This is a genomic window from Microbispora sp. NPDC088329, from assembly GCF_040685655.1.
Lineage (GTDB): Bacteria > Actinomycetota > Actinomycetes > Streptosporangiales > Streptosporangiaceae > Microbispora.
In genome coordinates, this window is the sequence record NZ_JBFBIP010000013.1 from 135,062 (window position 1) to 157,127 (window position 22,066).

The following is a 22,066-nucleotide window of genomic DNA, read 5'->3' on the forward strand; positions in this document are numbered from 1 at the left end:
GAGGTGTGTTACGGGAAGGGGTGAGGAACGAGGTTCATCTCGTCGTCGCGGAGGTCGGTGGTCCGCCAGCCGGCCCGCCGGAACGCGCTCCGCATCCGCGGCATGCGCAGGCACCGCTGCCTGGCCCAGCCGAAATCGATGGGCAGCAGTCCGGGAGCGATGACAGCGGCCGTGTGCAGCCCGATACGCTCCTGCTCAGGTGATGTCTGGTTGACCACGACCACGTCCATCCCGGCGTCCGTAATACGCTCCACGCAGAACCGCAGGTCGTCGCGGAGGTCGAGGGTGCGTGGCCGGACCCGGTTCCAGTCGCGGTAGACCTCGGCAAGCGGAAGCGGCGGGGCGTCGCTCTCGGTCAGGAACGCCGTGGTCGGCGCCATTTCGGGCAGCCCGAACAGCCGGGGATGGTCGTGCAGGCTGACGACCAGCCAGTAGTTCGCCGCGAGGGCACGCAGCTCGTCCGCCTCCTCCTCGGCGTGGAAGGCGAAACCCGGCACGGTCGAGGCGATCTCGCAGAGAGCGGCGTCCACCGCCTGCCGGGGGTCGAGACTCGCCCCCGCGCCGAAGCAGACGGTGCCGTAGCCGCCGTTCCTGCGCACGCCCATCGCGACGACGACGGGGATGTCCAGGTCGACGCGGGCATCGAAGAGGTGAACGTCGTAACCCGACAGCGAGATCCTGTCGATCATCGCCCGGGTCGCCGGCTCGTCGCAGGACGCCGGGTCGATCCGGAGCGGAGTGCGCCGGCCGTACCAGGTGAGCAGGAAGGCGTCGCGCTCGACGAGTTCGAGCAGGCCGTACAGGATGGCCTCGGTCATTGAGCCGCCTGCGGCGCAGCCGTTGGAGCACTCCTGGAGAAACTTGTTGCGCAGTCCGTTGACGTGGTAGTACGCCATGACCTCGGGCACGAGGATCGGGCGCTCGTCCCGCAATGAGTAGCCCCAGACCCAGGGCACGTCCAGGTCGTCGGAGTAGGGAGTGTACTGGGGATTCAGCCGGTAGAACTCGGGGCTGTAGACGCCGCACTCCTTCGGGTCGAGGGCCTGGCCTGCCAGCTCGCGGTAGCTCCCGACGACCGAGCCGGCGATGCGCCTCGGCCGCTGGCCGGCGTTGCGCTCCAGTCCCTCCAGAATGCCCAGCCGCACGCTCTCGTCGAAGTTGTCCGCGTGGCCGCCCCAGAAGGCGTAGTGCATGTAGCCGTCGCCGCGTACGGCGACGTAGCCGATGGTCGGAGCGGCCGTCGTGCTGTCGAGCCGGTGCCGCGCCGCCTTGCCCAGCGCGCCGACCACGGGGGCGGCGTAGGCGTCGACGCTCAGGTTGTAGCTGCCGGATGGGCACCCGCGAAAGGAGTCGGCCGATCGCTTCGGGCTGAGCGGCAGGGTGATGACCGCTTCATCCGGACTGTCGGGCGTCTTCACGCCGCACAGCCCGCAGTCGGGGTTGGACACCAGCGGGAACCGGCGCACCTCCCCGGTGTCGAGGCGCACATCGTAGATGTATGGGTGCCCCGCGTGGTCGGTGTGTCGCTGGCGCGCGACCTCGGCGACCAGGCACAGCGTCTCCACACTGAACGGGATCACGAACGGCACGGGGTGCGGCATCTCGAAGCCGGAGCCTTCCTCGAGCGCGTCACGCTCATCCTCTGTCCGGAGCTGTTGCCAGGCGCCCGCCACGCAGCGAGGGCAGGGGGTGCTCGGTCCGGACGGGGTCATGTCGGCGACCGGGCCGACGATCGCGGAAGAGTCGTACAGGTAGACGGGAAGCACGGCCTTCGCACCGGGTGGCGTCCACGGAGACGGGGACTCCAGCTCGTCGCGCAATCCGAGGATCCGTACGAAGGGGGTGATTCCGTTGAGCCGGGCGATGAGCGGCTCCTCCACCTCCCGCCGGGACCGCTCCGCGGCGGGGAGCGGGACCGCCTGAGTCATGTCCACCGTCACGACCGGGCTCCCGCTTCCGGAGTGAGCAGGACGCGAACCGTGATCAGGCCGCCACTCAGGCCGAGGTCCGGCGTGGTCGTCTGCACCACGAACGCGTCCCTGCCACGGCTCGCGATCAACCCGGGCAGGTCCTTCGCGGCCACGGCGGGCCGCTCGGCGGCGTCGCCGTCCACCCGGATGACGCTCACGTCGAGATCGGCCACCAGCGGTGAACCCGTATCGAGCGACGGGTCGTCGAGTTGCACCTGCCCGAGCAGGTCCCGCATCGCCGTCACGACCGCGTCCTCGCGCGAGAGCTCCGCCCCGACCGCCCAGCACGTGCCGGGGCCGGAGACGGTCCTGGCGAGCACGACATGAGCAGGTCCCTCGGGAGCCAGATCGAGCAGCTCCACCTCAAGGTCGTAGTTGCCGGCGGTCCGTAGCAGGAAATCGACTTCCGTGCCGGCCGTCTGCTCGCCGATAACGATGCGGTGTGCGGCACCGCCCGCCGCGGACGAGAGGAGCGCGTCGTAGGCCAGCGCGGACAGCAGGCCGTCGAGCACGGCGCCCGCCGCATCGGTTCCGGCGCCGTCGCCGGCCGCGGTCGGCTCGATGACGCGCAACCGGTTGTGTTCCGACAGCGGGTAGACGGCCGCCGCCGGGACCAGTCGCTCATGTCCGCTGACCAGCGACGTGGCCGGCATCCACCAGGATTCGGACGCCGGGTCGGCGGGGATTCCGCTGCGGACGGCGAGCCCGGAATGCGGCACGATCAGGTGGGCGAGCAGGTCGAGGGAGTCCGGCCCGTTGCGCACCGCCTCATGAACGTCGGCGTTCGCGTGAACGTACGCCAGCACGCCGGCCTGGACCGCCCGGGCACGGGCGATCGGCACGAGGTGAACGTCGAAAGCGGTGATGACCCGGTCGTGGCCCAGCCGCACCCGGCCCACCTTGAGCGGTGACTGGTCGATGGACGTGTCGGCGAAATCCAGGAGGATGCCGCAGTTGCGCCCCACCAGCTCGGTGTGACGCTTCAGCCGTTCGCGCAGCGCCTCGGCGTCCGGTCCGTTCGGCACGCGTCCCGCCTCGGCCGGTTCCCGCACGAGGACACGCGGCGGCGTGGGCTGCTCTTCCCGGCAGTTCGGGCAGCGGGGGTGGGGGAGCACACGCTCTCGTGTGACCTCCAGGGTCCGCAGGTCCTGGATCACCACCGCGCCCTCGCTTTCGGCGCCGAGCCGCTCCGGGCCCGCGCCCAGGTCACCGGCGAGCAATCGGAACGCGTCGTAGCCCAGCATGTTGCCGATCATCGCGGCGAGGACCTCGCCGGGCACGTCCGCGGGACGCCCGAGACCGAGCGCGACGTCCCGCCACAGTGCGGCGATGTCACGCTGATCCTGGCTCTCGCTCAGCCGCAGCATCGCACAGCTCCAACAGGGGGTGCCGGCCGGATGCCCGGCGGGCCCGATAACGGCCGATCCACCGATCACGACGGCGGGCAGCAGTATGGGCCCGCTCGGCACGCGCAGCCGCGCGAGCTGCAACACCTGCTTCGGGCCCAGTTCCTCGGCCGGCGCGATGACCAGGTCGTATGGTTCGAGAACCGCCGGGTCGAGCAGTGCTTCCGTCCGCCCGAACAGCTGGACCGACGCCTCGCAACCGTCGGCGACGAGCTGCCGTGCGGTCTCGGCCAGCTTGGCCGGGACGGACCCGTCCGTGGCGATGTCGAGACGCCGCAGCCCGTTGCGAAGCAGGCCGAGCCCGGCCGCCCGGCTGATGGGCCCGCCACCCGCGAGGAGCACTCTCGCCGTACGGAACCGCTGGAAGCGCACCGCCGCGTCGTCGTTGTAGTGCTCGATGTAGTTGATCTGGCCTTCGAACCGGCGCAGCACCTCCGGCGCCAGATCGGCCTTCGGCCCGGGTCTGCTGTCGCGGGCGAAACCACGGTCGAGCAGGGTGCCGACCAGGTCGCGGATCATCGTGCTGTGCGCCGGACTCAGGTCCCTGCACAGGTCCCCCAGCGCGTGGTCTCCGGACAGGTGCGGGAGCAGCATCGACGCAAGCCGGTAGGCCGAGCGTCCCCTGACGATGAACCCTGTGTCGTTGCGCCGCAGGAGCACGCCGTCGCCCGTATCGGCGAAGAGCACGTCATGCCCGAGCCGCGGGCGTACCTCCATGAGCGCGGCGGCGTTGTCCACGTGATGCCTCCTTCAGCCCTTGATCAGGACTTCAGGTTCACAAGGACTGCTGGCATTCCGGTAGCGCGCCGCTCGCACCCGGCTGGACGCCGTCGTCAGGAGATCTTCTGGTCGCGGTAGTAGTCGACCGCGCCGGTGTGCAGGGCTATGGGGAAGGTTCTTGTCGCCGTCCGCTCATGAAGGTTGCGTGCCTCGACATGGGCCTTGATGAGTTCGTCGCGCGACTGGAAGACCAGCTCGGTGATGCGACGGGCCAGCCCGTGGTCCATGCGGGAGTTGACGACCAGGAGGTTGGGCACGCCTATCGTCGGAGTGTCGGCCGGCAGCCCGTAAACGAGTGAGGGGATCAGGCGGCGCAGGTAGACGTTGTCGTACCGCGTTTGGAACGGCTCGACCAGTTGATCGCAGGCCAGCAGACGGATCGGGACACGGCGCGCCAGATCGGCGATCGCCGGGGTGGGCAGACCGCTGGTGAAGAAGAACCCCTGGATACGGCCGTTCTCCAGGGCCCTGGCCGATTCCGCGACGCCGAGGTGGATGCGGGTGACGTTCTTCGCACCCACCCCCTCGACGACCCGCTCGGCCAGCAACTGCGTGCCCGATTCCGATGCGCCGGTGGACAGGGTCAGACCACTTAGATGGCCGATGTCCCTGGCGGGGCCGTCCGCGCGGACGACGACATGCAGGTACTCGTCGTACAGCCGCATGAAGGACTGAATCGGCAGGGGCCTGGTGAACGGAGCCGAGCCGGCGACGGCGAGTGCGGCGGCGTCGACGGACGCGAACCCGATGTCCGCCCCGCCGTCGCCGACCAGCTTGAGGTTCTCTACGGAGGCGGCGGTGCGCAGCACGGTCACGGAGGCGTGAAGCCGGCTCCGGAGCAGCGCCGCCAGCGCCTCGCCGATGCGGTCGTAGATGCCGCCCGCCCCGCCGGTGGCGATGACGAGACGCGGAGGCGCGGGCGGCGAGACGCAGGCGGAAGCGCAGACGACCAGTGCGAGCGCCATCACCACACGGGCGAGCGTCTTACACATACGGCTGCCCCGCGACTCCTATGGGCAGCAGCACCCGTGCGGTCAACCCGCGCTCGCCGCCGGGGATGAGCGTCAGCCGTCCGCCTGAGTGGGCGATCAGGGTGGCGGCGATGGCCAACCCCATGCCTGAGCCGTGGACGTTCTGGGTGCCGGCGCCGCGCCAAAAGGGTTCCAGCGCGTTCCTGGCGTCCTCTCGGGACATCCCGCAGCCGTTGTCGACGACATTGATCACCGCCCATGGCGGGCGGGCCCGGATCTCGACGACGACGCGCCCGGATGGAGGCGAGAATTTGATGGCGTTGTCGATCAGAGCGTCCAACACCTGATTGAGCAGATCCGGATTGACCCGCGCAGAGACGCCGACACCTGAGAGGCTCAGGCCGACGTCGACCTTCTCGGCCACCCGGCCCCAGCGCAGCACCGCCTCGGCGGCCAGTTCGCTCACGTCCACGGATGTGTCGGCGGGATCCTCGATCTCGGCTTGAGCGAACCGCAGCAGCGCATGACAGATCCGGGTGAGCCGGTCCACCTCGTCGATCGCCGATTGCAGTTCCGCCTTGCCCGATTCGGGCAGGTGGTCGCCGACGTTCTCCAGTTGCAGCCGCAGCACGGTCAGCGGGGTACGGATCTGGTGGCTGGCGTGCGAGACGAAGTTGCGCCGGTTCTCCACCATCTTCTCCACCTTCTCCGACATCGCGTTGAACGATGCGGTGAGCCCGCGCAACTCGCTCGGGCCGGTGGTGAGCGTTACCCGCGACGACAGGTTGCCGTCCGCGATCGACCTGGCCACCTTGTCGAGGTCGCGTACCGGACGCAGCACCCAGCGCATCAGCCACGGCACCGCCGCGTTAGACGCCAGCAGCGCCACCAGGCAGACGAGCAGGAAGGAAATCCACACGAGGAACACCCGGCCGCGCAGGTGCTCGGTCGAGGAGACCGTCAGCGCCACCCCGATCAACTCGTCACCCGCCACGACCGGCGCGCCGACGATCAGAGGACGTGACTGCCACGGCCAGATCGCGCTTTCGGGGGTGAGCTGTCCTCCCGATATGACCAGCTCGGCGCTCGCGCGCATGGCGGGCGTCATCCGAAGGGCCAACGGTGCGGACGCGACGACCTCGCCGTATCGGTTCAGCAATGCGGCCTGGATGCCGAAAAGTTCGTTGTAGCGGGTCATCTCATCGGCCACTCCCCGCAGGCGGCTCGTCCGCAGGGCGGGCTCGCCCAGCTCGGCGAACCTGGCGGTGTCGGCCAAGCGGTCGATGTACAGCTCGCGCGTCGCCTCGCCCGCCGTGGCGATGCCCAGGGGGATCGCCAGCATGCACAGGCTCACGGCCAGCAGCGTTTGAAAGATCAGGTGCAGCCGTCGGCGCACTGCGCGCCCCTAGGCTGCCGAGCCGGGCGCCGGTGCGATGTTCAAGTGGTAGCCGACGCCTCTCAGCGTCCCCACGAGAGCGGGATCGCCGAGCTTGGCACGCAGAGTCGTCATGTGCACGGTGAGCGTGCGCGAGGCCTCGCGGGACACCGTCTGCCAGATGTCCAGCAGCAGCTGGTCACGGGAGACCACCTGGCCCTCGGCGCGGGCCAGTCGCACGAGCAGGGCGAATTCCTTGGGCGTGAGATCGATCGGCTGATCCCGATAGGTGACAACGTGCATGTTCAGGTCGAGCCGCAGGTCGCCGTACGTCAAGGTCCTCGGTGGCCGGCGGCTCGACCGGCGTAGGACCGCTTGGATGCGGGCCTCGAGCTCCGCCATGCTGAACGGCTTGACGACGTAGTCGTCGGCGCCGGTACGCAGGCCGAGCACACGGTCGCGTTCCGCGCAGCGGGCGGTGAGGATGATGATGCCGACGTCACTGGACCGGCGGAAGTGACGGCATACCTCCAGACCGTCCTCACCGCCCAGTCGCAGATCCAGCAACATGAGGTCGAAGTCGGTCACGGCCTTTGCGGCGGCGGCGGTCGCCGCGTGCGTCACGGAGTAGCCACGCCTGCGAAGCGCGACGCCGAGCGCGTCGGCCAAACGTCTGTCGTCCTCGACAACCAGAAGTCTCATCGTCGCTCCTATCAACCGGTGCGATGCTCCTGCTCCGGTCTTGGGAAGTTCGATTCCACAGAGTCCAGAAGCCGCCGCAGCGCGGCGGTGTAGGCCTCGAACGCCGCCCGTCCCCGATACGTGAGGCTGATCAAGGTGCTGGGCGTACGCCCCTCGTGCGTCTTGACAATGGTGATGTACTCCGCGTCCTCCAGCTTCCGAAGATGCACGGAGAGATTGCCCGCGGTCATTCGCAGCAGGCCCTGCAGTGAGGGGAATGTGATGAAGTCTCCCTCGGCCAGGGTCGACAGGATGGCCACCACCCGCAGCCGCGCCTGTGCGTGGATGACGGGATCGAGCTCGCCCATCGGGTCGGCCGGCGTCACCTTCCGGCCCTGCCTCCGCGCAGGCGCAGGAGGACGCCGAAGACGATGAGCCCGCCTCCGCCTGCCAGGGCGGTCACGAGCGCGTGCCAGCCGGGCCCGGCCACCAGGCCGGCGGAGTTCGCGACGACGATCCACAGGCCACAGCCGAACAGATACCAGCTGTGCCAGATGGCGGCTCCTGCGATATAGAGCATGCCGACCACGGCGGTCGTCAACGACGACCACATGAGGATGCGATGGGATAGGTCGAGCATCTCGTCGAGCCGCGCCGCCACCGCGGTCACGGACAGCAGGCCGAAACACCAGGCCAGGCCGTACATCATGCTCTGGTGAGAGGACTGCCCGCTGATGTGGCGGGTGCCGCGCCGGATGCCGATGATGGTGGCGGTCAGCGCCGCTGCGCAGCACAGGATCAGCACCAGCCACGGCAGCACCCGCGGGGTGTCGAGCATCACCCGTCCGTCCGGCCCGTAGCGGAGGAAGATCAGTCCATAGCCGATCAGCCACGCCAGACCCCACGGGACGTGCACCGACAAAGGATTGACGTACAGACGGTGACGGGCCTGCCGCTGCTCGGTCTGGATGAGCCGAAGAAGGGATCCGGGATCAGCCGGAGCCGTCTCCGCGTCCGGCGCCTGGTCGCGGCCCATCCCTTGCCCCTCCTGAGAGCCGTTTGCTATTCAAAGTATTCTATGGCGATGAAAAGTCAACGGTGATCGGCTCGCCGGGCCGGGCCCTGCACGAGATCGCGGCCGGTCGTATCAGAGGTGCCGCGGGGGCCGTGCTCGCCCTCAGCCGTCGCATCCACGCTCACCCCGAGACAGCGTTCGACGAGCACGCCGCCGCCGCCTGGTGCGTCGAGGAACTCGAACGACACGGCGTGCCGGGCCACACCGGCGCGTTCGGCCTGCCGACGGCGTTCGTCGCCGAGGCCGGCCATGGCCCATGTGTGGTCGCGATCTGTTGCGAGTACGACGCACTGCCCGGCATCGGCCACGCGTGCGGCCATAACATCATCGCCGCCGCAGGAGTGGGCGCCGCGATCGGGCTTGCCGCCGTCGCCGATGCCGCCGGTCTCACCGTCAGGGTGCTCGGAACCCCGGCGGAGGAAAGTGGCGGCGGGAAGGTCATGCTGCTGGAGCGCGGCGCTTTCGACGGCGTGGACGGCGCCTTGATGGCTCATCCAGGATGTCTCGACGGCGGGTGGTTCCGGTCTTACGCCCGATCCACGCTCTCCTTCACCTACACCGGTCGCGCGGCCCACGCCTCGGCCGCCCCGCATCACGCGAGGAGCGCGGCCGACGCGCTCACGCTCGCACAGGTCGGCGTGGGGCTGCTCTGCCAGCATCTGCCGCCGACGGCCCGCATTCATGGAGCGCCCTCCCACTCCGGCGACGGTGTGCCGAATGTCGTGCCCGCCGCCAGCGGTGGCACCTACCAGGTACGCGCGGCCGACGCAGCCGGTCTGCGCGAACTGACCTCGCGCGTGACCGACTGCCTGCGCGCCGCGGCGCTCGCCACCGGCTGCGAGGTCGAGATCGGCCGGCCCGAACCCGACTACTTGGAGTTCGCCGCCCACCCGGCCCTGGCCGCGAGAGCCGACGCCCATCTCCGCGCCCTCGGCCGCCGTCCGGTGCCGATCGCTCCCGCTGCCTCGACCGACATGGGCAACGTCTCGCACGCGGTGCCGTCCCTGCATCTGGTGATAGACGTGGGCGCGGGACGGATCTATCCGCACCAGCCCGAGTTCGCGGGCCACTGCGTCACTCCCGCGGCCGACAGAGCGGTGATCGACGCCGCCGTCTGCCTCGCCTGGACAGCCATCGATCTGGCGGTGACCAGCCGGCCGCCAGAGGGTTGATAGCGCCCAGCCACCGCTCCTCCAGCGCCGCTCGCCACAGTGGTCCGTGTTCCGCTCAGAACCCGGACAACAGGAAGGGAGTGAGCCGCGATGGCGCGCACCTGGCCCTCGCCCCTGCAAGAGGAGCTGGAGCTGCTCGAGGCCGAGAGCTTCGAGATCCAGGACTACAGCGAGGGCCCGCAGGAGGACCTCATGGCCAGCAGCTGCTGCAGCACGACCAGCAGTTGCACCAGCAGTAGCGGCACGAGCTGCTGCGGCTGACGCATCCAACCGAGGAGAGGACGGGGCCATGAATCGTGCTCAGGACCGGAGAGGCGAGCAGGCCCTCCGCGAGGAGCTGGAGCTGCTGGAGGCCGAGACCTTCGAGATCCAGGACTACACCGAGCTGGCCGGCGAGGACCTCGCCGCCAGCACCACCAGCTGCTGCAGTTGCACCAGCAGTTGCACCAGCAGCAGCGGCACGAGCTGCTGCGGTTGAGGGAAGGGATCACATGAACGGCTACCCGAATCAGGCGCTTCGCGAGGAACTGGAGCTGCTGGAGGCCGAGACCTTCGAAGTCCAGGACTACACCGACGTGGCCGACGACTTCGCCGCCACCAGTACCACCAGCTGCACGAGCAGCTGCACCAGTACCAGCAGCACAAGCTGCTGCGGCTGAGCCGACCGCGTAGGGAGAAGATGATGAGCGACGTCGGTTCCGTTCTCCGGGCCGAGCTCGAGATGCTCGAGGCCGAGACGTTCGAGATCACGGACTATGAGGAGGTCGTCGAGGAACTGGCCGGGTGCAGCAGCACCAGCAGCACCAGCACCTGCAGCAGCACGACCAGCTGCACCAGCTGCGCAAGCTGCGGGTGATCGGCCGATGGTGACTTCCATGAACGGCGGGCTCTCCACCCTTCGGGCCGAGCTGGAACTCCTGGAGGCGGAGACGTTCGAGATCTCCGATCACGTCGAGAACCACGAGGAGCTGATGGGCGGGAGCACGAGCTGCGGGACGAGCACGAGCAGCACGAGCACCAGCAGCAGCACGACCAGCTGCACCAGTTGCATCAGCTGCGGGTAAGGCTCCCATTTCCGGCGGGCCGGTGCGTGCCGCCGGCCCGCCTGTTCCATGAGAGGTGACGGCCATGAGCGCTCTCGACATCGATTCCCCTGCAGTGCCGGATGATTACTGGCTGCTCGCGTCCCACCTTGCCGAGGAAAGTGGGGTCAGCGTGCGCACGCTCGGCCTGCGGGACGCCCTGGAGGAGGACCACGATCTCCCGGGTTACCCCGTGTGGCTGACCCCCGAGTCGATCATCTTCGGCCCGTACGGCAGCGGCCCCTGCGGCGGCTGCCTCGCGCTGCGCTGGCAGAAGATCCGGACGGCCCCGGAGCGAGAGGCACTGGAGGAAGGCCGGCGGGTCAATCGCCTGGCACCCTCGCCCTACCTGACCCAGTCCACTCTGGAGGCCGCCCGCCTGATATGCCGCTGGGTTCTGGACGTCGCGCCCGTGCCGGGCCGCGTTCACGAACTGGACCTGCGGTCCCTGCGGGTGCGGTCGTTTCCATTGCTGGCAGATCCGGATTGCCGGGTCTGCGGTGGTTCGGTCGCCGACAGTGCGGAGTCGGCGGTAATCACGCTGAGGAGCCGGCGCAAACCGGCCCCCGGCCGTTACCGGGTGAAGCACGCCCGTGATTACGGGCTCGACCTCAAAGCCTTCGCCAATCCCGTCTGCGGCATGCTGGGCATGGCGGCGACACCCGAGGTCGATTGCCCGACCACGGCCCCGGTGAACGGGATGATGCGCCTGCGGGTGTCGGGCCGTCTGTTCGACGTGTACTGGGGCGGTCATGCCGACTCCTTCGACGACAGCGGCGTGCTCGGTGTCTTCGAAGGGCTGGAGCGCTATGCGGGCGGTCGCCGCCGCCGGACGGGTGAGCCGCTGGTCGCCGCTCTGGACGAGATCCGCGAGGATGCGCTCGATCCCCGGGAGTGCGGAGTGTACTCGGATGAGGTCTACCGCTCCGAGCCGCTGCTGCGCCCCTTCGACCCAGGGACGCCGATTCCCTGGGTATGGGGTTACTCGCTGCGCGACGAACGGCCGGTGCTCGTTCCCGAGCGGATCGCGTACTACATGGGCCGCCACGGGGGAGCCGACAACTTCGTGCACGAGTGCTCCAACGGCTGTGCGGGCGGCGGGTCGATCGAGGAGGCGACGTTGCACGGCATCCTCGAACTCGTGGAGCGTGATGCCTTCCTGATCGGCTGGTACGGCAGGCTCGAACTGCCGGAGATAGACCCGGCCACGTGCACGGATCGGGCGATACGGTTCATGTGCGACCGGATACGCCTCAACGGCTACGATGTCCGCCTCTTCGACAATCGCATCGACCTGCGAATCCCCGTCGTCACCGCCGTAGCGGTCCGCCGGGACGGAGACATGGGGACGCTGTGTTTCGCGGCGGGCGCGGGCCTGGAGCCGGAGGACGCCGTGCGCGCCGCACTGTGCGAGGTGGCGTCGTACATTCCGTCACTGCCGCAGCGGGTGGCGCAGCGCCGCGATGCCGTCGAGGAGATGGTCCGCGACTACTCGCGCGTACGCGAACTGGCCGACCACGCGACGCTGTTCGGCCATCCTGCGATGGCCGGCACGGCGGATTTCCTGCTAGGCGAGCGCCCCAAGCGGTCCGTGGCCGACCTGTACGCCGACTGGACGGCCGAACGGCCGAACGGCCTGAACCTCACGGACGACCTGCGGTTCTGCCGCGATGTCCTGATCGCTGCCGGACTCGATGTGATTGTGGTGGATCAGACGAGCCCGGAGCAGCGGCTGCTGGGTCTGTCGACGGTGTCGGTGATCGTGCCCGGACTCATTCCGATCGACTTCGGCTGGAGCAAGCAGCGGGCCCTGCACCTGCCCCGCCTCCGCCATGCCCCCCGCCGCGCCGGCCTGCGTTCCGGCGACCTGACCGACGCGGATCTCCACCGGGTGCCGCATCCGTTCCCCTGACGAGTTCAGACGGCCACTGCGCCCTCCACGCAGCGGAACGCCGCGTAGGTGTGAACCAGGCTGTGGAGGGCGTAGCGTCCGGGAGCGAGATAGAGCACCATGCTCGCGTCACGCAGTTCGCCGAGCAGCAACTCGATTTCGTCGCCACTGGCGTCCAGTCCGGCGGCGAGATCTCTCAAGGTGAACTCCGACCCGGCGGGCAGGTGCCCGAGGCGCAGGAACAACGCTCTCGCGGCCTCGCTGAGCCGGGCCAGGGAGACGTCGAAGAGATGGAAGAGCGAGAGCCGCGGGTGATGCCCGATCGACATGCGCCGGGGTACGTCGGCCCGCAGCCAGTTGAGATGGTGGGAGATTCGCTGGCCGGGCAGCCCGCTTATCTGGGCGGCGGCGATGCGCAGGGCGAGCGGCAGATGTCCGCACAGTTCGGCCAGTTCGACGGCCGACGAGTGCTCCATCCGTACCGCGCCCCGGCCGAGGAAGAGCCGTAGCAGCTCCAATGACTGGGCCGGGTCGAGCGGCGGCAGCAGATGGGAGCGCGAACTCAGCAGGGCGGTGAGCTCGGTCATCCGCATCCTGCTGGTCAGCAGAACGGTGCTGCCGGGCGTGCCGGGCAGCAGCGGCCACACCTGCTGGGCGTCGGCGGCGTCGTCGAACAGAAATAGGATCTTGCGATCGGCGATGGCGGACCGGAACGCCGCGGCGCGGGCGGCCAGTCCACAGGGGACCGCGTGAGGGTCCACTCCTGCCGTGACAAGGAGCTCTTCCAGAATGTCGAGAGGGCTCCGCGGTCTGCTGTCGGCGCCGCTCAGCTGCACGTACCACTGGCCATCGGAGAACAGGTTGCGTAAGCGATGGGCCACCCGCACAGTGAGGGCGCTCTTCCCGATGCCCGCGGCGCCGTGGATGAGCGTCAGCGATGGCCGTCCTGTGCTCAGATCGTGCCGCACGTCGGCCAGAAGATCGTGAACGAGCTGTTCGCGGCCCACGAAGTCGGCCACTTCCGGAGGGAGCTGGTACAGCCGGGGACCCGGGTCAGCGATCGGTGTGACCGCCGGGGGAGCCGCGACCGTTCTGACGGGCTCTGCCGGAGGAGCCTCGGGCTGCTGTTCGCCGCGCAGGATTTTGACCTCGAGTTCCTGGAGCCTGCGGCAGGGGTCCACTCCCAGCTCGTCGTGTAAGTACTGCTTGACCTTGGCGTACTCCTCCAACGCCTCGGCCTGTCTCGCCGAACGGTAGAGCGCGTCGATGAGCTGCTCCCAGAATTGCTCCCGCTCGCGGTGCGCTGCCGTGTACGCGCGTAGCTCGCCGATGATGGTCCGGTGTCTACCCAGCGCGAGTTCGAGTTCGAACCGCCGTTCGGCGGCCTCCAGGCGTTCCTCTGCCAACTGTGGGATCCCGTCGCGAACAAGGGTGTCGGACGGGATGTTGGCGAGGGGCGTGCCGCGCCACAGCGAGAGCGCTTGCCCGAGATAGAGGGATTCTTCCTCCGGTTCGCCGCGGAAGTCCCTTGCGCGGTCGCGTAGCTCACGAAACTTCAGCAGGTCCAGGTTCGCCGCCGTCGCGGTGATCGAGTAACCGCCCGGAGAGGTTGAGATCGCGCACTTGTCGTCGAACTTCACGAGGAGCTGGCGCAATCGCATGACGTATGTCTGGAGGGTCGCTCGCGCGCTGGCCGGCGGCCTTTCGCCCCAGATGGTGTCATACAGACGATCCACGGCGACGATTTCATTCGGGTGAAGAAGCAGGGTCGCGAGTACGATGCTGGGCTTGTTGGACGGAAGTACGACGCTCTTTCCGGAAATGACTATTTCCGCCGGACCGAGCACCCTGAACTCAATCGCCATCGATCCCCCTGGATATATGGACGCGGCGAGGGGTGAGTTCGCCTACGTACGGCGAAGGTAGATCTCCTCCGGCAACAGGGTCAACGGCTCATGAATCGGATTTTGTCCAAACTTAGCATGACATCTTGTTAAGAATGCAGTTTGTGCGTTGCGTGCTTTCTGTAGAAATAGGTATGCCGATGCTGGTTCGTACTAAGTACACCGCGCCCTGAATGCGACCATGAGATTGGTGGACGCGGGCGCCCGGCGCTGGGACCTTCGAAGCCCGCCCGGGTGCGATGGGTGGAGCTCGCCGTACGCGCTCTCGCGCTGCCGGGCTGTGGTCAGAAGGCGTAGCGGACCCGGCAGTACGGGATCTTCTCGGCGATCAGGTCGGTGAGCGCGGTGACGTAGCGCCCCTTGTGGCCCGTCTTGTAGCGGACGTTCCAGCCGCCCGTCTGCGAGCGCTTCGGCTGCTGGAGGTCGGGACGCCACAGCACCTCCTCGGCCTTGGGATGCCAGCCGAGGTTGACCTCGTGCAGCCGGTCGTTGTGCGTGAGGAAGATGACCTCGGCGGCGAGCTGCGCGCGGGCAGCAGGGCTCAGCGCGTCGTCGAGCTGTCCGAGCAGCTCCGCCCAGTCCTCCAGCCAGCCGTCGCGGACGACCACGGGGCTGAAGTTGACGTGCACCTCGTACCCCGCCTCGACGAAGTCGTCGATGGCCGCGATCCGGTCGGCGACGGGAGAGGTGCGGATGTCGAGCAGCTTGGAGTCGGCGGCCGGCATCAGGCTGAACCGGACGCGCGTACGGCCCTGCGGGTCCCAGCCGAGCAGGTCGCGGTTGACGTACTTGGTGGCGAAGCTCGCCTTGGCGTTCGGCAGGTCGCGGAAGAGATCGACGAGGTCGCGCACGTTGCCGGAGATGGTCGCGTCCACCGAGCAGTCGGAGTTCTCGCCGATGTCGTAGACCCAGGCGTGCGGGTCCACCTGGTTCGGCTCGGGCTTGTCGCCCTGTCGTCCGGCGTGCCTGGCGAGGTAGCCCGTGATCTTGTCGATGTTGGCGAACACCGTGATCGGGTTGCTGTAGCCCTTGCGGCGCGGCACATAGCAGTACGCGCAGGCCATCGCGCAGCCGTTGGCGGTCGATGGGGCGATGAAGTCGCTCGACCGGCCGTTCGGCCGCGCGGTGAGCGACTTCTTGACGCCGAGGACCAGCGCCTCGGTCTTGATCCTGACCCAGCGGGCCACGTTGGCCTCGTCCCCGTACAGCTCGGGGATGCGGTGGTGGGCCTCGATATCGATCCGCTCGGCCTCGGGGTAGTGCTCCAGGATCTCCTTGCCGCGCGGCAGCTCGGCCGCGGCGGGCTCGACGTAGATACGGCGGATGTCCAGCAGTCTCTGGCCTTCGTTCACCTGAATATAACAACCTGGTAACGGTGCAACTTCCCAGGTCAGGCGGCCTTCAAATGCTGGTCGGCCGGGCACGCGTAGGCCGTCCTCGAGGCGAGCGTCCAGGTCCGTACGGCGGCACCGCAGCGGCGGCAGCGCTCACGTTTGTAGACCCAGCGCTCATCCGGGGCGTCCGGATCGCTGACCACCTGCCCGGCGTCCCGGCCCAGCGCGAGATACCGCACGGCGGTGTCCCAGAGCCGCCCGGCGGCCTCGGCGCCGATGTCACGGGCGCTGGGGTCGAGCCCGGTCAGAAAGAGCAGCTCCGCCCGCCAGGCGTTGCCGATTCCGGACCACACGCCCTGGTCGAGCACCGCCGCGCCGACCGCGGTGCGGGCGGCGAGCAGGCGTCGTACCGCCTCGGTTCTGTCGTTGTCACCACGCAGCGGGTCGGGTCCGGTCGCGGCCCGCAGCGCCGCCAGCGCCCGCTCGTCCATCGGCTCGCATCGCGCGGGCGCGATCAGGTCGAACGCCACGTCGCCGGTCGCCAGCCGCAGCCGGGTGCCCTTGCGCGGCCGGGCCGCCGGGTCGTCGTACCGCAGGAACAGGCCCTGCATGCCGAGGTGCACGTGAATGGGCGGAGCGCCTTCCACCCGGTAAAGCAGGTGCTTGCCGAGTGCCTCCACACCCTCGACGACCCTGTGGTCGTACGGCCGCGCGTCGAACCTGCCCTGCGGGCTGGTGGCGCTGATCACGCGCCCGGCTAGCGCCTCGTGCTGCTCGTCCGCGTAGTGATGGACCAGATGCCCTTCCGGCATGCCCTCGCCCTACCCGCGCCGTTTACGGGCTACCGTGTCGATCATGAGTTACGAGCCGACACCTGAGGAGATGCGGCATCTGCGCCGCTGTGTGGAGCTGGCGGCCGAAGCGCTGGAGGCGGACGACGAGCCGTTCGGCTCGGTCCTGGTCTCCGGCGACGGGAAGGTGCTGGCCGAAGACCGCAACCGGGTCGCGGGCGGCGACCATACGCGCCACCCCGAGTTCGAGCTGGCGCGCTGGGCCGCGGGGAACATGACGCCGGAGGAACGCGCGGAGGCCACGGTCTACACCTCCGGCGAGCACTGCCCGATGTGCGCGGCGGCGCACGCATGGGTGGGGCTGGGGCGGATCGTCTACGTCGCGTCGTCGGCGCAGCTCGCGCGATGGCTGGCCGAGTGGGATGTGCCGCCTCCGCCGGTGCGTACGCTCCCGGTCGGCGAGGTCGCGCCCGGGGTGCGGGTGGCGGGGCCCGTGCCCGCACTGGCCGACGAGGTCCGCGCCCTGCACCGCCGCCTGCACACGGGCTCCTGATCCTGCTCCTTCGATTGGGGCCGTTCCCCGGTGCCGCGCCTGCGGGTACGGCTACCCTCCGCTGCATGGTCACGGATGAGGGGGTCTGATGCGCACCTGGTTCGAGCCGCACGAGGACGAGGAGTTCGAGGCGGCCAAGGACCTGCTGGTCCGCCGCTGCCTCGTCTGGGCGGGGGAGCGCGGCATGGCCGCCGACCCGCTGGTGCTGGGGGCGGCCCTCGACTCCCGCCACCGCAGCGTCGACGGCCGGCCGGCCTACTGGGACGAGGCGCAGGTGCGCAGGTTCCTGCTGGAGTGGATCCCGCGCTACGTCACCGCTCCCCGGCACGAGCTGGACACCGCCCCGGAGAGCCTGCTGACCCTGCTGCGGTACCTCGCCGCGAAGGGGCTGCGCGACCCCCGGGGCGGCGCCCCGGCCGAGCTGGAGCGGGCGGTGCAGGACGCTGTCGCGGACTATCCGGCGGCGCTCGACGATCCCGCGCGCATGGGCCTCGCGAAGTTCTGGGCGCAGACGGCGCTCGACAACGGCATCGACCTGACCGACCACAAGGCGCTGGAGCGGCTCCCCCGCGACGTCGAGGCGGGCCAGGTGCCCTACGACGCCGAGGCCCTCGACAGCGTGGTCGAAGCCAGGCTCGCCCGCCCGCACCTCGACGAGCAACGGGCCTTCCCGCAACCTCCGCTGGCGCTGCCGCCCGCACGCGAGCTCGCCGAGGCGGCGGCGCGCAGCGAGGTCGTACGACGGCTGACGGCCCTGGCCGACTGGGTGGGCGGCGAGGGCAGGACGCTCACCGAGGCCGGCAACCTTCGCGTCGCCGATGCCCGCGAGCTGGCCGGACTGCTCGGCACGGGTGAGGAGGACCTCGAGTGGCGCAGCGCGGCCGAGCTGCCCGGTGTCGGCCTCATGCTCGCCTGGGCGAAGCGCGCCCGGCTCGTCCGCACGGCCAAGGGCCGCCTGCTCCGCGTCGCCAAGGCCGCGCCGCTCCTGCGCGATCCGGCGACGCTGTGGTCGCGGGCATTCGAGGCGTACTTCGAGCTGGGCCCCGACATGTCGCCGCCGTCGATGCTGTGGCCGGCGTTCGACGAGCTGATGCCCGACGTGCTCAACAGCGTCTACGGCATGGCAAGCCCGATGCCCGTGGCCCGGCTGGAGGAGACGGTCTGGCTGGTCTGCCAGGACTACGTTCCGTCCGGTCGCGTGCCGGAGGAGATATGGCGCGATCGGATCGGGCAGGACCTGACGCGGGCGCTGGAGGTGCTGGCCGAGCTCGGCGCCGTGGAGCTGAGCCACGGCGTGGCCGACGGGCTGTACTCCAGCGACCTCACGGGCGATCTTCCCGGCGACGAGCTGTCCGACGACGACCCCACCGGCGATGACGGGCTTCCGCTGCCGGGCGAGGCGCGGGCCCGGCTGCTGCGGCGTCTCGCCGAGCCGGGCCTCCTCGTACGGCTGACGCCGCTCGGCGCGAGGGCGATGCGGGAGCGGATGCTGGCCGCGGGCAGGGACGCCCCGCTGATCGGCGAGCTGGCGGACGCTCCGGCCGCCGAGCTGCTGGGGGTGCTCATGCAGCACTACCCGCCGGGCGCCGCCGCACGGGAGCTGGACGGCTGGCTCGCGGCGCACGGAGGCGACGTGGGGCCGCTGCTGGACGCGGTGCGCGCCTGTTCCTTCCGCACCCGGGCGGCCGCGATGCTCTCCCTTCTGACCGAAATTCATCCGGGCCTGCGGTCGATGCTGCCCGGCCTGCGTACGGATCCGGTGCTGGGCCCCCTCGTCCTGCTGGAGCTCTCCGAGCGCGGTGAGCCGGGCGCGGACGACCTCGGGGCCGAGGAGCATCTGCGGGTGACGACGGAGGGCGTGCTCGGCCTGTTGGAGATCGCGGGGCCGGAGAAGGTGCTGGAGCAGCTGCGCGCCATGGCGGGGCCGAACGCGCTCGCCCTCGTCGAGGCGATGGCCGGCTCCGGCCACCCCGCCGGGGAGAGCATGGAGGAGCTGCGCAGGCTGGTGCTCGACCGCATGCGCGCGCCCGCCCACCCGTTCAGGCTCGTGCCCGGCCCGCGACCCGGCGCCCGGGGCCGTACCGGCGGAAGGAAGCGCAAACGCTGAGGCGTCGCGACGTGTCCTTGACTCCCGCATGCGCGCCCGCTGATGAGGTGCCGAAGTTCTGGGATACTTCGGTGGTGTCCGAGCACCGTCCGCCGCGTCAGGTGAAAGCGCGCCGAGCATGGCCGTGGCTGGTCCTGGCGGTGTGCGCGTCGCTCGTGCCGGCGGGGTTGGTGAACCTGACGTGGAACGGCCTTCCCACCTATCTGCCGGTTTTCTCGGTGGTGGCCATGGTCGACGGCTTGGCCGCCCGGCGGTTCTGGTTCTGGGCCCCGGATCTCATGGTCGCGGGCTGGCTGCCGCTGCTGGTCCTGGTCGCGGCCCTCCCCATCGGACCGCGGCGGTGGGCGGGACCGGTCGTGGCGGTCGCGCTCGGCGTCATGGCGGCCGTCGATCTGGTGGTGGCCGTGGACATGCTCCCGCCTGCGCTGATCACGCCGGCGGAGATCAGTGCGGGCAGTCAGCCCGACTTCACCTACGAAGGTCCGGTGACCTTCGTGCCCTTCCTGATCGGGGCGGTCGCGTACGCCGTCGCCGCCGTGGCCCTCGTGCTCGGGTCGAGGTGGCCGGGAAGGCGGGCCGGTGGACCGGGCGCGAGTAGGATGCCACGGTCCAGTTAGACGGAGATCCACCCTGGAAGGGCTGCACGTGGCGCAGAAGGTGATTCTGGTTGACGACCTCGACCACTCCGAGGGCGAGGATGTGGCGAGACGGGAGTTCCCGCTGCTGAACCGGACCTTCGCCATCGACCTGTCCGACGCGAACCAGCAGCGGCTGAGCGAGGCTCTCGCGTTCATCGAGCAAGTGCTGGAGAACGCCCGTGAGGTGAAGCAGGCGACGCGGTCCAAGAAGGCCGCCGACACCTCCCCGCGCCTGCGCGGCTACACCCTGACCGACGTCCGCGAATGGGCCCGCGAGCAGGGGCTGGACGTGCCCCCGCGCGGGAAGATGGCCGACGAGGTCATCGAGCAGTTCATCGCGGCGCACCCCGATGCCGCCCCCGAGGACGCCTCCGAGGACGTCACCGGCAAGTCCGGCGCGGAGCCGGTGGAGGCGCCCGCCGAAGTGGGGGCCGGCGTCTGACCGGACGCCGGCAAGCGGTCACGCCCGGCCGGACGTCGTAACAGGCGTCCCGGCCGGGCGTTCGCTTTGTCACCCGGTCACCGCCCGGTGCTGCCGCCGCGGCGCGGGTACGTCCGCGACAGCACGGTCTCGCCTCCGTACGGGCGGCGGAAGGTCCAAGTTTTCCGCAAGTGGGTCTTTCTAGCCTCTCCGCCGACGCCCGATCAGGGCGATTCCACCACGGCGAAGTGCGAGGAGACACTCATGCGGCTCGGATACACGGTTCCCCAGTACGGCGCGTTCGCCGACCCGGATTTCATGCGGCGGGCGAGCGCGGATCTCGAGGAGATGGGCTACGACAGCCTGTGGGCGGGCGACCGCATCCTGCTGCCGCTGGCGCCCAGCGACCCGTACCCGGGAGGGGACGGGACGGTGCCCCCGGCCTTCGGGACGTTCTTCGACCCGCTCACCGCGCTGACGCTGGCCGCGGTCAGCACGCGCGAGATCCGGCTGGGAACCAGCACGCTCAACGCGCTGTGGCAGCCGCCCGTCCTGCTCGCCCGTACGCTGACCTCGCTCGACCTGCTCAGCAACGGACGGCTGGACGTCGGCATCGGCCTCGGCTGGCTGCGCGACGAGTACACCGCGACCGGTGTGCCCTGGCGGGGCAGGGGAGACCGGCTCGAAGAGACGCTCGACCTGATGGAGGCCGTCTGGACGAGTGAGGTGGTCGAGCACAAGGGCGCGCTCTGGACGGTGCCGCCGTCGCACATCGACCTCAAGCCCTGTCAGCGTCCACGTCCTCCGGTCCTGCTGGCCGGTTACACGCCGGGGGCGCTGGAGAGGGTCGGCCGGCGGGCCGACGGCTGGCTGAGCGCGGCCATGCCCATGCCGTACCTGACCGGCCTGTGGGACATGGCGCTGCGGGCCGCGTCCGGCGCGGGCCGGGACCCGTCCGCGCTGCGCATGGTGGTGCGTGTCAACCCGGAGATCACGGACGCACCGGTGCCCGCCGACCAGGTGCCGCACGCGGGAACCGTACGCCAGGTCGCCGACTACCTGCTGACCCTCGCCGAGGCCGGGGCACACGAGGCGTTCGTCGACCTGCAGACGACGAGCTCGTCGCGTGACCAGTTCCTCGACGTCGCGCACGGGCTCGTCACCATGATGCGCGCGGGCTGAGGTCGCGACTCAGGGAAATCGGACATTGAGGGATGAAAGCGGCATAAGTGTTCGGCTGCTGCCCCCCATTCGCTAATAACGCGTTAAACACCCTTGATCACCGTTTGCCGCTCGTCTGGCCTGGAAAATATGACATCGCGGGGCAATGGCCACTTAGCGGTCATTAAGCGCCATTCCTGTCTATTTGGGAATGACGCACATATTAGGCAGTTGTGCCTTTAGAGGGGGATATAAAATGCCCAAGCTCAAGAAGGTCATCGCCGGACTCGCACTTTCCGCCGCGCTCGGCGGTGGCGCCCTCGCCGGGGGCGCCGCGGCGGCGAGCGCGTCAACCGCTCCAACGTGCTGGGGTTGTACCAACCCGGGTACCAATGAGTTCGACAACGGGTTCAACAACACCTTCGAAAACACCAGCCTCCGGAACGACGGCTTCCGGAACGGATGCTCCCAGAACGGATGCTCCCGGAACACCTGCTCGGATCTCGACGACATCCTCTGGGACGTCTGCGTCGCCGGCCACTGCTCCGATGTACTCCCCGCGTTGTTCGGCTGCGATTTCTAAAAAGGCCGGCCTGACGTCCTGGGGAATGAACAAAACGGCGTTCATTCCCCAGAGCAGGGCATGGGCTCCGGCGGTTCAACCGCCGGAGCCCGGACTTTTCGCATTCTCCGGCGGGGAGCCGGAGCGGCGGCCGCACACCTCGATGTGCCCCTCCGCGTCCACCGCCGTACG

The 22,066-nt window shown here is 69.4% G+C and carries 22 protein-coding genes; 12 read left to right on the forward strand and 10 right to left on the reverse strand.

Annotated features, from left to right (window positions below; genetic code table 11):
* Positions 1-8: 8 nt before the first annotated feature.
* From AB0O28_RS23910 to AB0O28_RS23940, 7 genes are all read right to left on the reverse strand, one after another.
* Positions 9-1,940, reverse strand: coding sequence for a TOMM precursor leader peptide-binding protein (locus AB0O28_RS23910; protein WP_363643641.1), 1,932 nt, complete (start codon positions 1,938-1,940; stop codon positions 9-11).
* Positions 1,937-4,114 (reverse strand): TOMM precursor leader peptide-binding protein, encoded by a 2,178-nt coding sequence (locus AB0O28_RS23915; RefSeq protein WP_363643643.1) that lies wholly within the window; start codon positions 4,112-4,114, stop codon positions 1,937-1,939. The genes AB0O28_RS23910 and AB0O28_RS23915 overlap by 4 nt, the downstream gene beginning before the upstream one ends.
* A 95-nt stretch (positions 4,115-4,209) precedes the next feature.
* On the reverse strand, positions 4,210-5,127 hold the full coding sequence (locus AB0O28_RS23920; RefSeq protein ID WP_363643645.1) for a TAXI family TRAP transporter solute-binding subunit: 918 nt from the start codon (positions 5,125-5,127) through the stop codon (positions 4,210-4,212).
* 13 nt (positions 5,128-5,140) lie between these two features.
* On the reverse strand, positions 5,141-6,523 hold the full coding sequence (locus tag AB0O28_RS23925; RefSeq protein WP_363643647.1) for a HAMP domain-containing sensor histidine kinase: 1,383 nt from the start codon (positions 6,521-6,523) through the stop codon (positions 5,141-5,143).
* Positions 6,524-6,532: 9 nt separating this feature from the next.
* Positions 6,533-7,204, reverse strand: a complete 672-nt coding sequence (locus AB0O28_RS23930; RefSeq protein ID WP_363643649.1) for a response regulator transcription factor — start codon at positions 7,202-7,204, stop codon at positions 6,533-6,535.
* An 11-nt stretch (positions 7,205-7,215) separates the two neighbouring features.
* Positions 7,216-7,569, reverse strand: a complete 354-nt coding sequence (locus tag AB0O28_RS23935) for a transcriptional regulator (RefSeq protein ID WP_363643651.1) — start codon at positions 7,567-7,569, stop codon at positions 7,216-7,218.
* Positions 7,566-8,219 carry a hypothetical protein gene (locus AB0O28_RS23940; RefSeq protein WP_363643653.1) on the reverse strand — a complete coding sequence of 218 codons (654 nt, stop codon included), beginning with the start codon at positions 8,217-8,219 and terminating at the stop codon, positions 7,566-7,568. The genes AB0O28_RS23935 and AB0O28_RS23940 overlap by 4 nt, the downstream gene beginning before the upstream one ends.
* Before the next feature lie 62 nt (positions 8,220-8,281).
* Between AB0O28_RS23940 and AB0O28_RS23945 the strand changes: the two genes are divergently transcribed.
* The 6 genes from AB0O28_RS23945 to AB0O28_RS23970 all read left to right on the forward strand — a co-directional run bounded on the left by AB0O28_RS23945 (position 8,282) and on the right by AB0O28_RS23970 (position 12,424).
* Entirely contained in the window at positions 8,282-9,430 is a 1,149-nt protein-coding gene (locus AB0O28_RS23945) for an amidohydrolase (RefSeq protein WP_363643655.1), read from the forward strand.
* Between the two features lie 90 nt (positions 9,431-9,520).
* A complete protein-coding gene (locus AB0O28_RS23950) occupies positions 9,521-9,691 on the forward strand; it encodes a thiazolylpeptide-type bacteriocin (protein WP_363643657.1) in 171 nt (56 codons plus the stop codon).
* Positions 9,692-9,719: 28 nt separating this feature from the next.
* Positions 9,720-9,908, forward strand: a complete 189-nt coding sequence (locus AB0O28_RS23955; protein WP_363643659.1) for a lantibiotic protein — start codon at positions 9,720-9,722, stop codon at positions 9,906-9,908.
* A gap of 13 nt (positions 9,909-9,921) precedes the next feature.
* Positions 9,922-10,089 carry a thiazolylpeptide-type bacteriocin gene (locus AB0O28_RS23960; protein WP_363643661.1) on the forward strand — a complete coding sequence of 56 codons (168 nt, stop codon included), beginning with the start codon at positions 9,922-9,924 and terminating at the stop codon, positions 10,087-10,089.
* A 23-nt stretch (positions 10,090-10,112) separates the two neighbouring features.
* Positions 10,113-10,286, forward strand: a complete 174-nt coding sequence (locus AB0O28_RS23965) for a thiazolylpeptide-type bacteriocin (protein WP_363643663.1) — start codon at positions 10,113-10,115, stop codon at positions 10,284-10,286.
* 272 nt (positions 10,287-10,558) lie between these two features.
* Positions 10,559-12,424 (forward strand): TOMM precursor leader peptide-binding protein, encoded by a 1,866-nt coding sequence (locus AB0O28_RS23970; protein WP_363643665.1) that lies wholly within the window; start codon positions 10,559-10,561, stop codon positions 12,422-12,424.
* Between the two features lie 5 nt (positions 12,425-12,429).
* Here AB0O28_RS23970 and AB0O28_RS23975 read toward each other — a convergent pair whose 3' ends face one another.
* From AB0O28_RS23975 to AB0O28_RS23985, 3 genes are all read right to left on the reverse strand, one after another.
* Positions 12,430-14,268, reverse strand: a complete 1,839-nt coding sequence (locus AB0O28_RS23975; RefSeq protein ID WP_363643667.1) for a BTAD domain-containing putative transcriptional regulator — start codon at positions 14,266-14,268, stop codon at positions 12,430-12,432.
* A 323-nt stretch (positions 14,269-14,591) separates the two neighbouring features.
* Entirely contained in the window at positions 14,592-15,659 is a 1,068-nt protein-coding gene (locus tag AB0O28_RS23980) for a spore photoproduct lyase family protein (protein ID WP_363643669.1), read from the reverse strand.
* A gap of 38 nt (positions 15,660-15,697) precedes the next feature.
* Entirely contained in the window at positions 15,698-16,453 is a 756-nt protein-coding gene (locus AB0O28_RS23985; RefSeq protein WP_363643671.1) for a DNA-formamidopyrimidine glycosylase family protein, read from the reverse strand.
* A gap of 43 nt (positions 16,454-16,496) precedes the next feature.
* Between AB0O28_RS23985 and AB0O28_RS23990 the strand changes: the two genes are divergently transcribed.
* From AB0O28_RS23990 to AB0O28_RS24015, 6 genes are all read left to right on the forward strand, one after another.
* A complete protein-coding gene (locus AB0O28_RS23990; RefSeq protein ID WP_363643672.1) occupies positions 16,497-16,985 on the forward strand; it encodes a nucleoside deaminase in 489 nt (162 codons plus the stop codon).
* An 88-nt stretch (positions 16,986-17,073) separates the two neighbouring features.
* Complete coding sequence (locus tag AB0O28_RS23995) at positions 17,074-19,092, forward strand: hypothetical protein (RefSeq protein ID WP_363643674.1); 2,019 nt, start codon at positions 17,074-17,076, stop codon at positions 19,090-19,092.
* 74 nt (positions 19,093-19,166) lie between these two features.
* On the forward strand, positions 19,167-19,709 hold the full coding sequence (locus AB0O28_RS24000; protein ID WP_363643676.1) for a hypothetical protein: 543 nt from the start codon (positions 19,167-19,169) through the stop codon (positions 19,707-19,709).
* 28 nt (positions 19,710-19,737) lie between these two features.
* Entirely contained in the window at positions 19,738-20,172 is a 435-nt protein-coding gene (locus AB0O28_RS24005) for an Lsr2 family protein (RefSeq protein ID WP_363643678.1), read from the forward strand.
* 243 nt (positions 20,173-20,415) lie between these two features.
* Complete coding sequence (locus AB0O28_RS24010; RefSeq protein WP_363643680.1) at positions 20,416-21,333, forward strand: TIGR03619 family F420-dependent LLM class oxidoreductase; 918 nt, start codon at positions 20,416-20,418, stop codon at positions 21,331-21,333.
* Between the two features lie 235 nt (positions 21,334-21,568).
* Positions 21,569-21,895, forward strand: a complete 327-nt coding sequence (locus tag AB0O28_RS24015) for a hypothetical protein (protein ID WP_363643682.1) — start codon at positions 21,569-21,571, stop codon at positions 21,893-21,895.
* Positions 21,896-22,066: the final 171 nt, after the last annotated feature.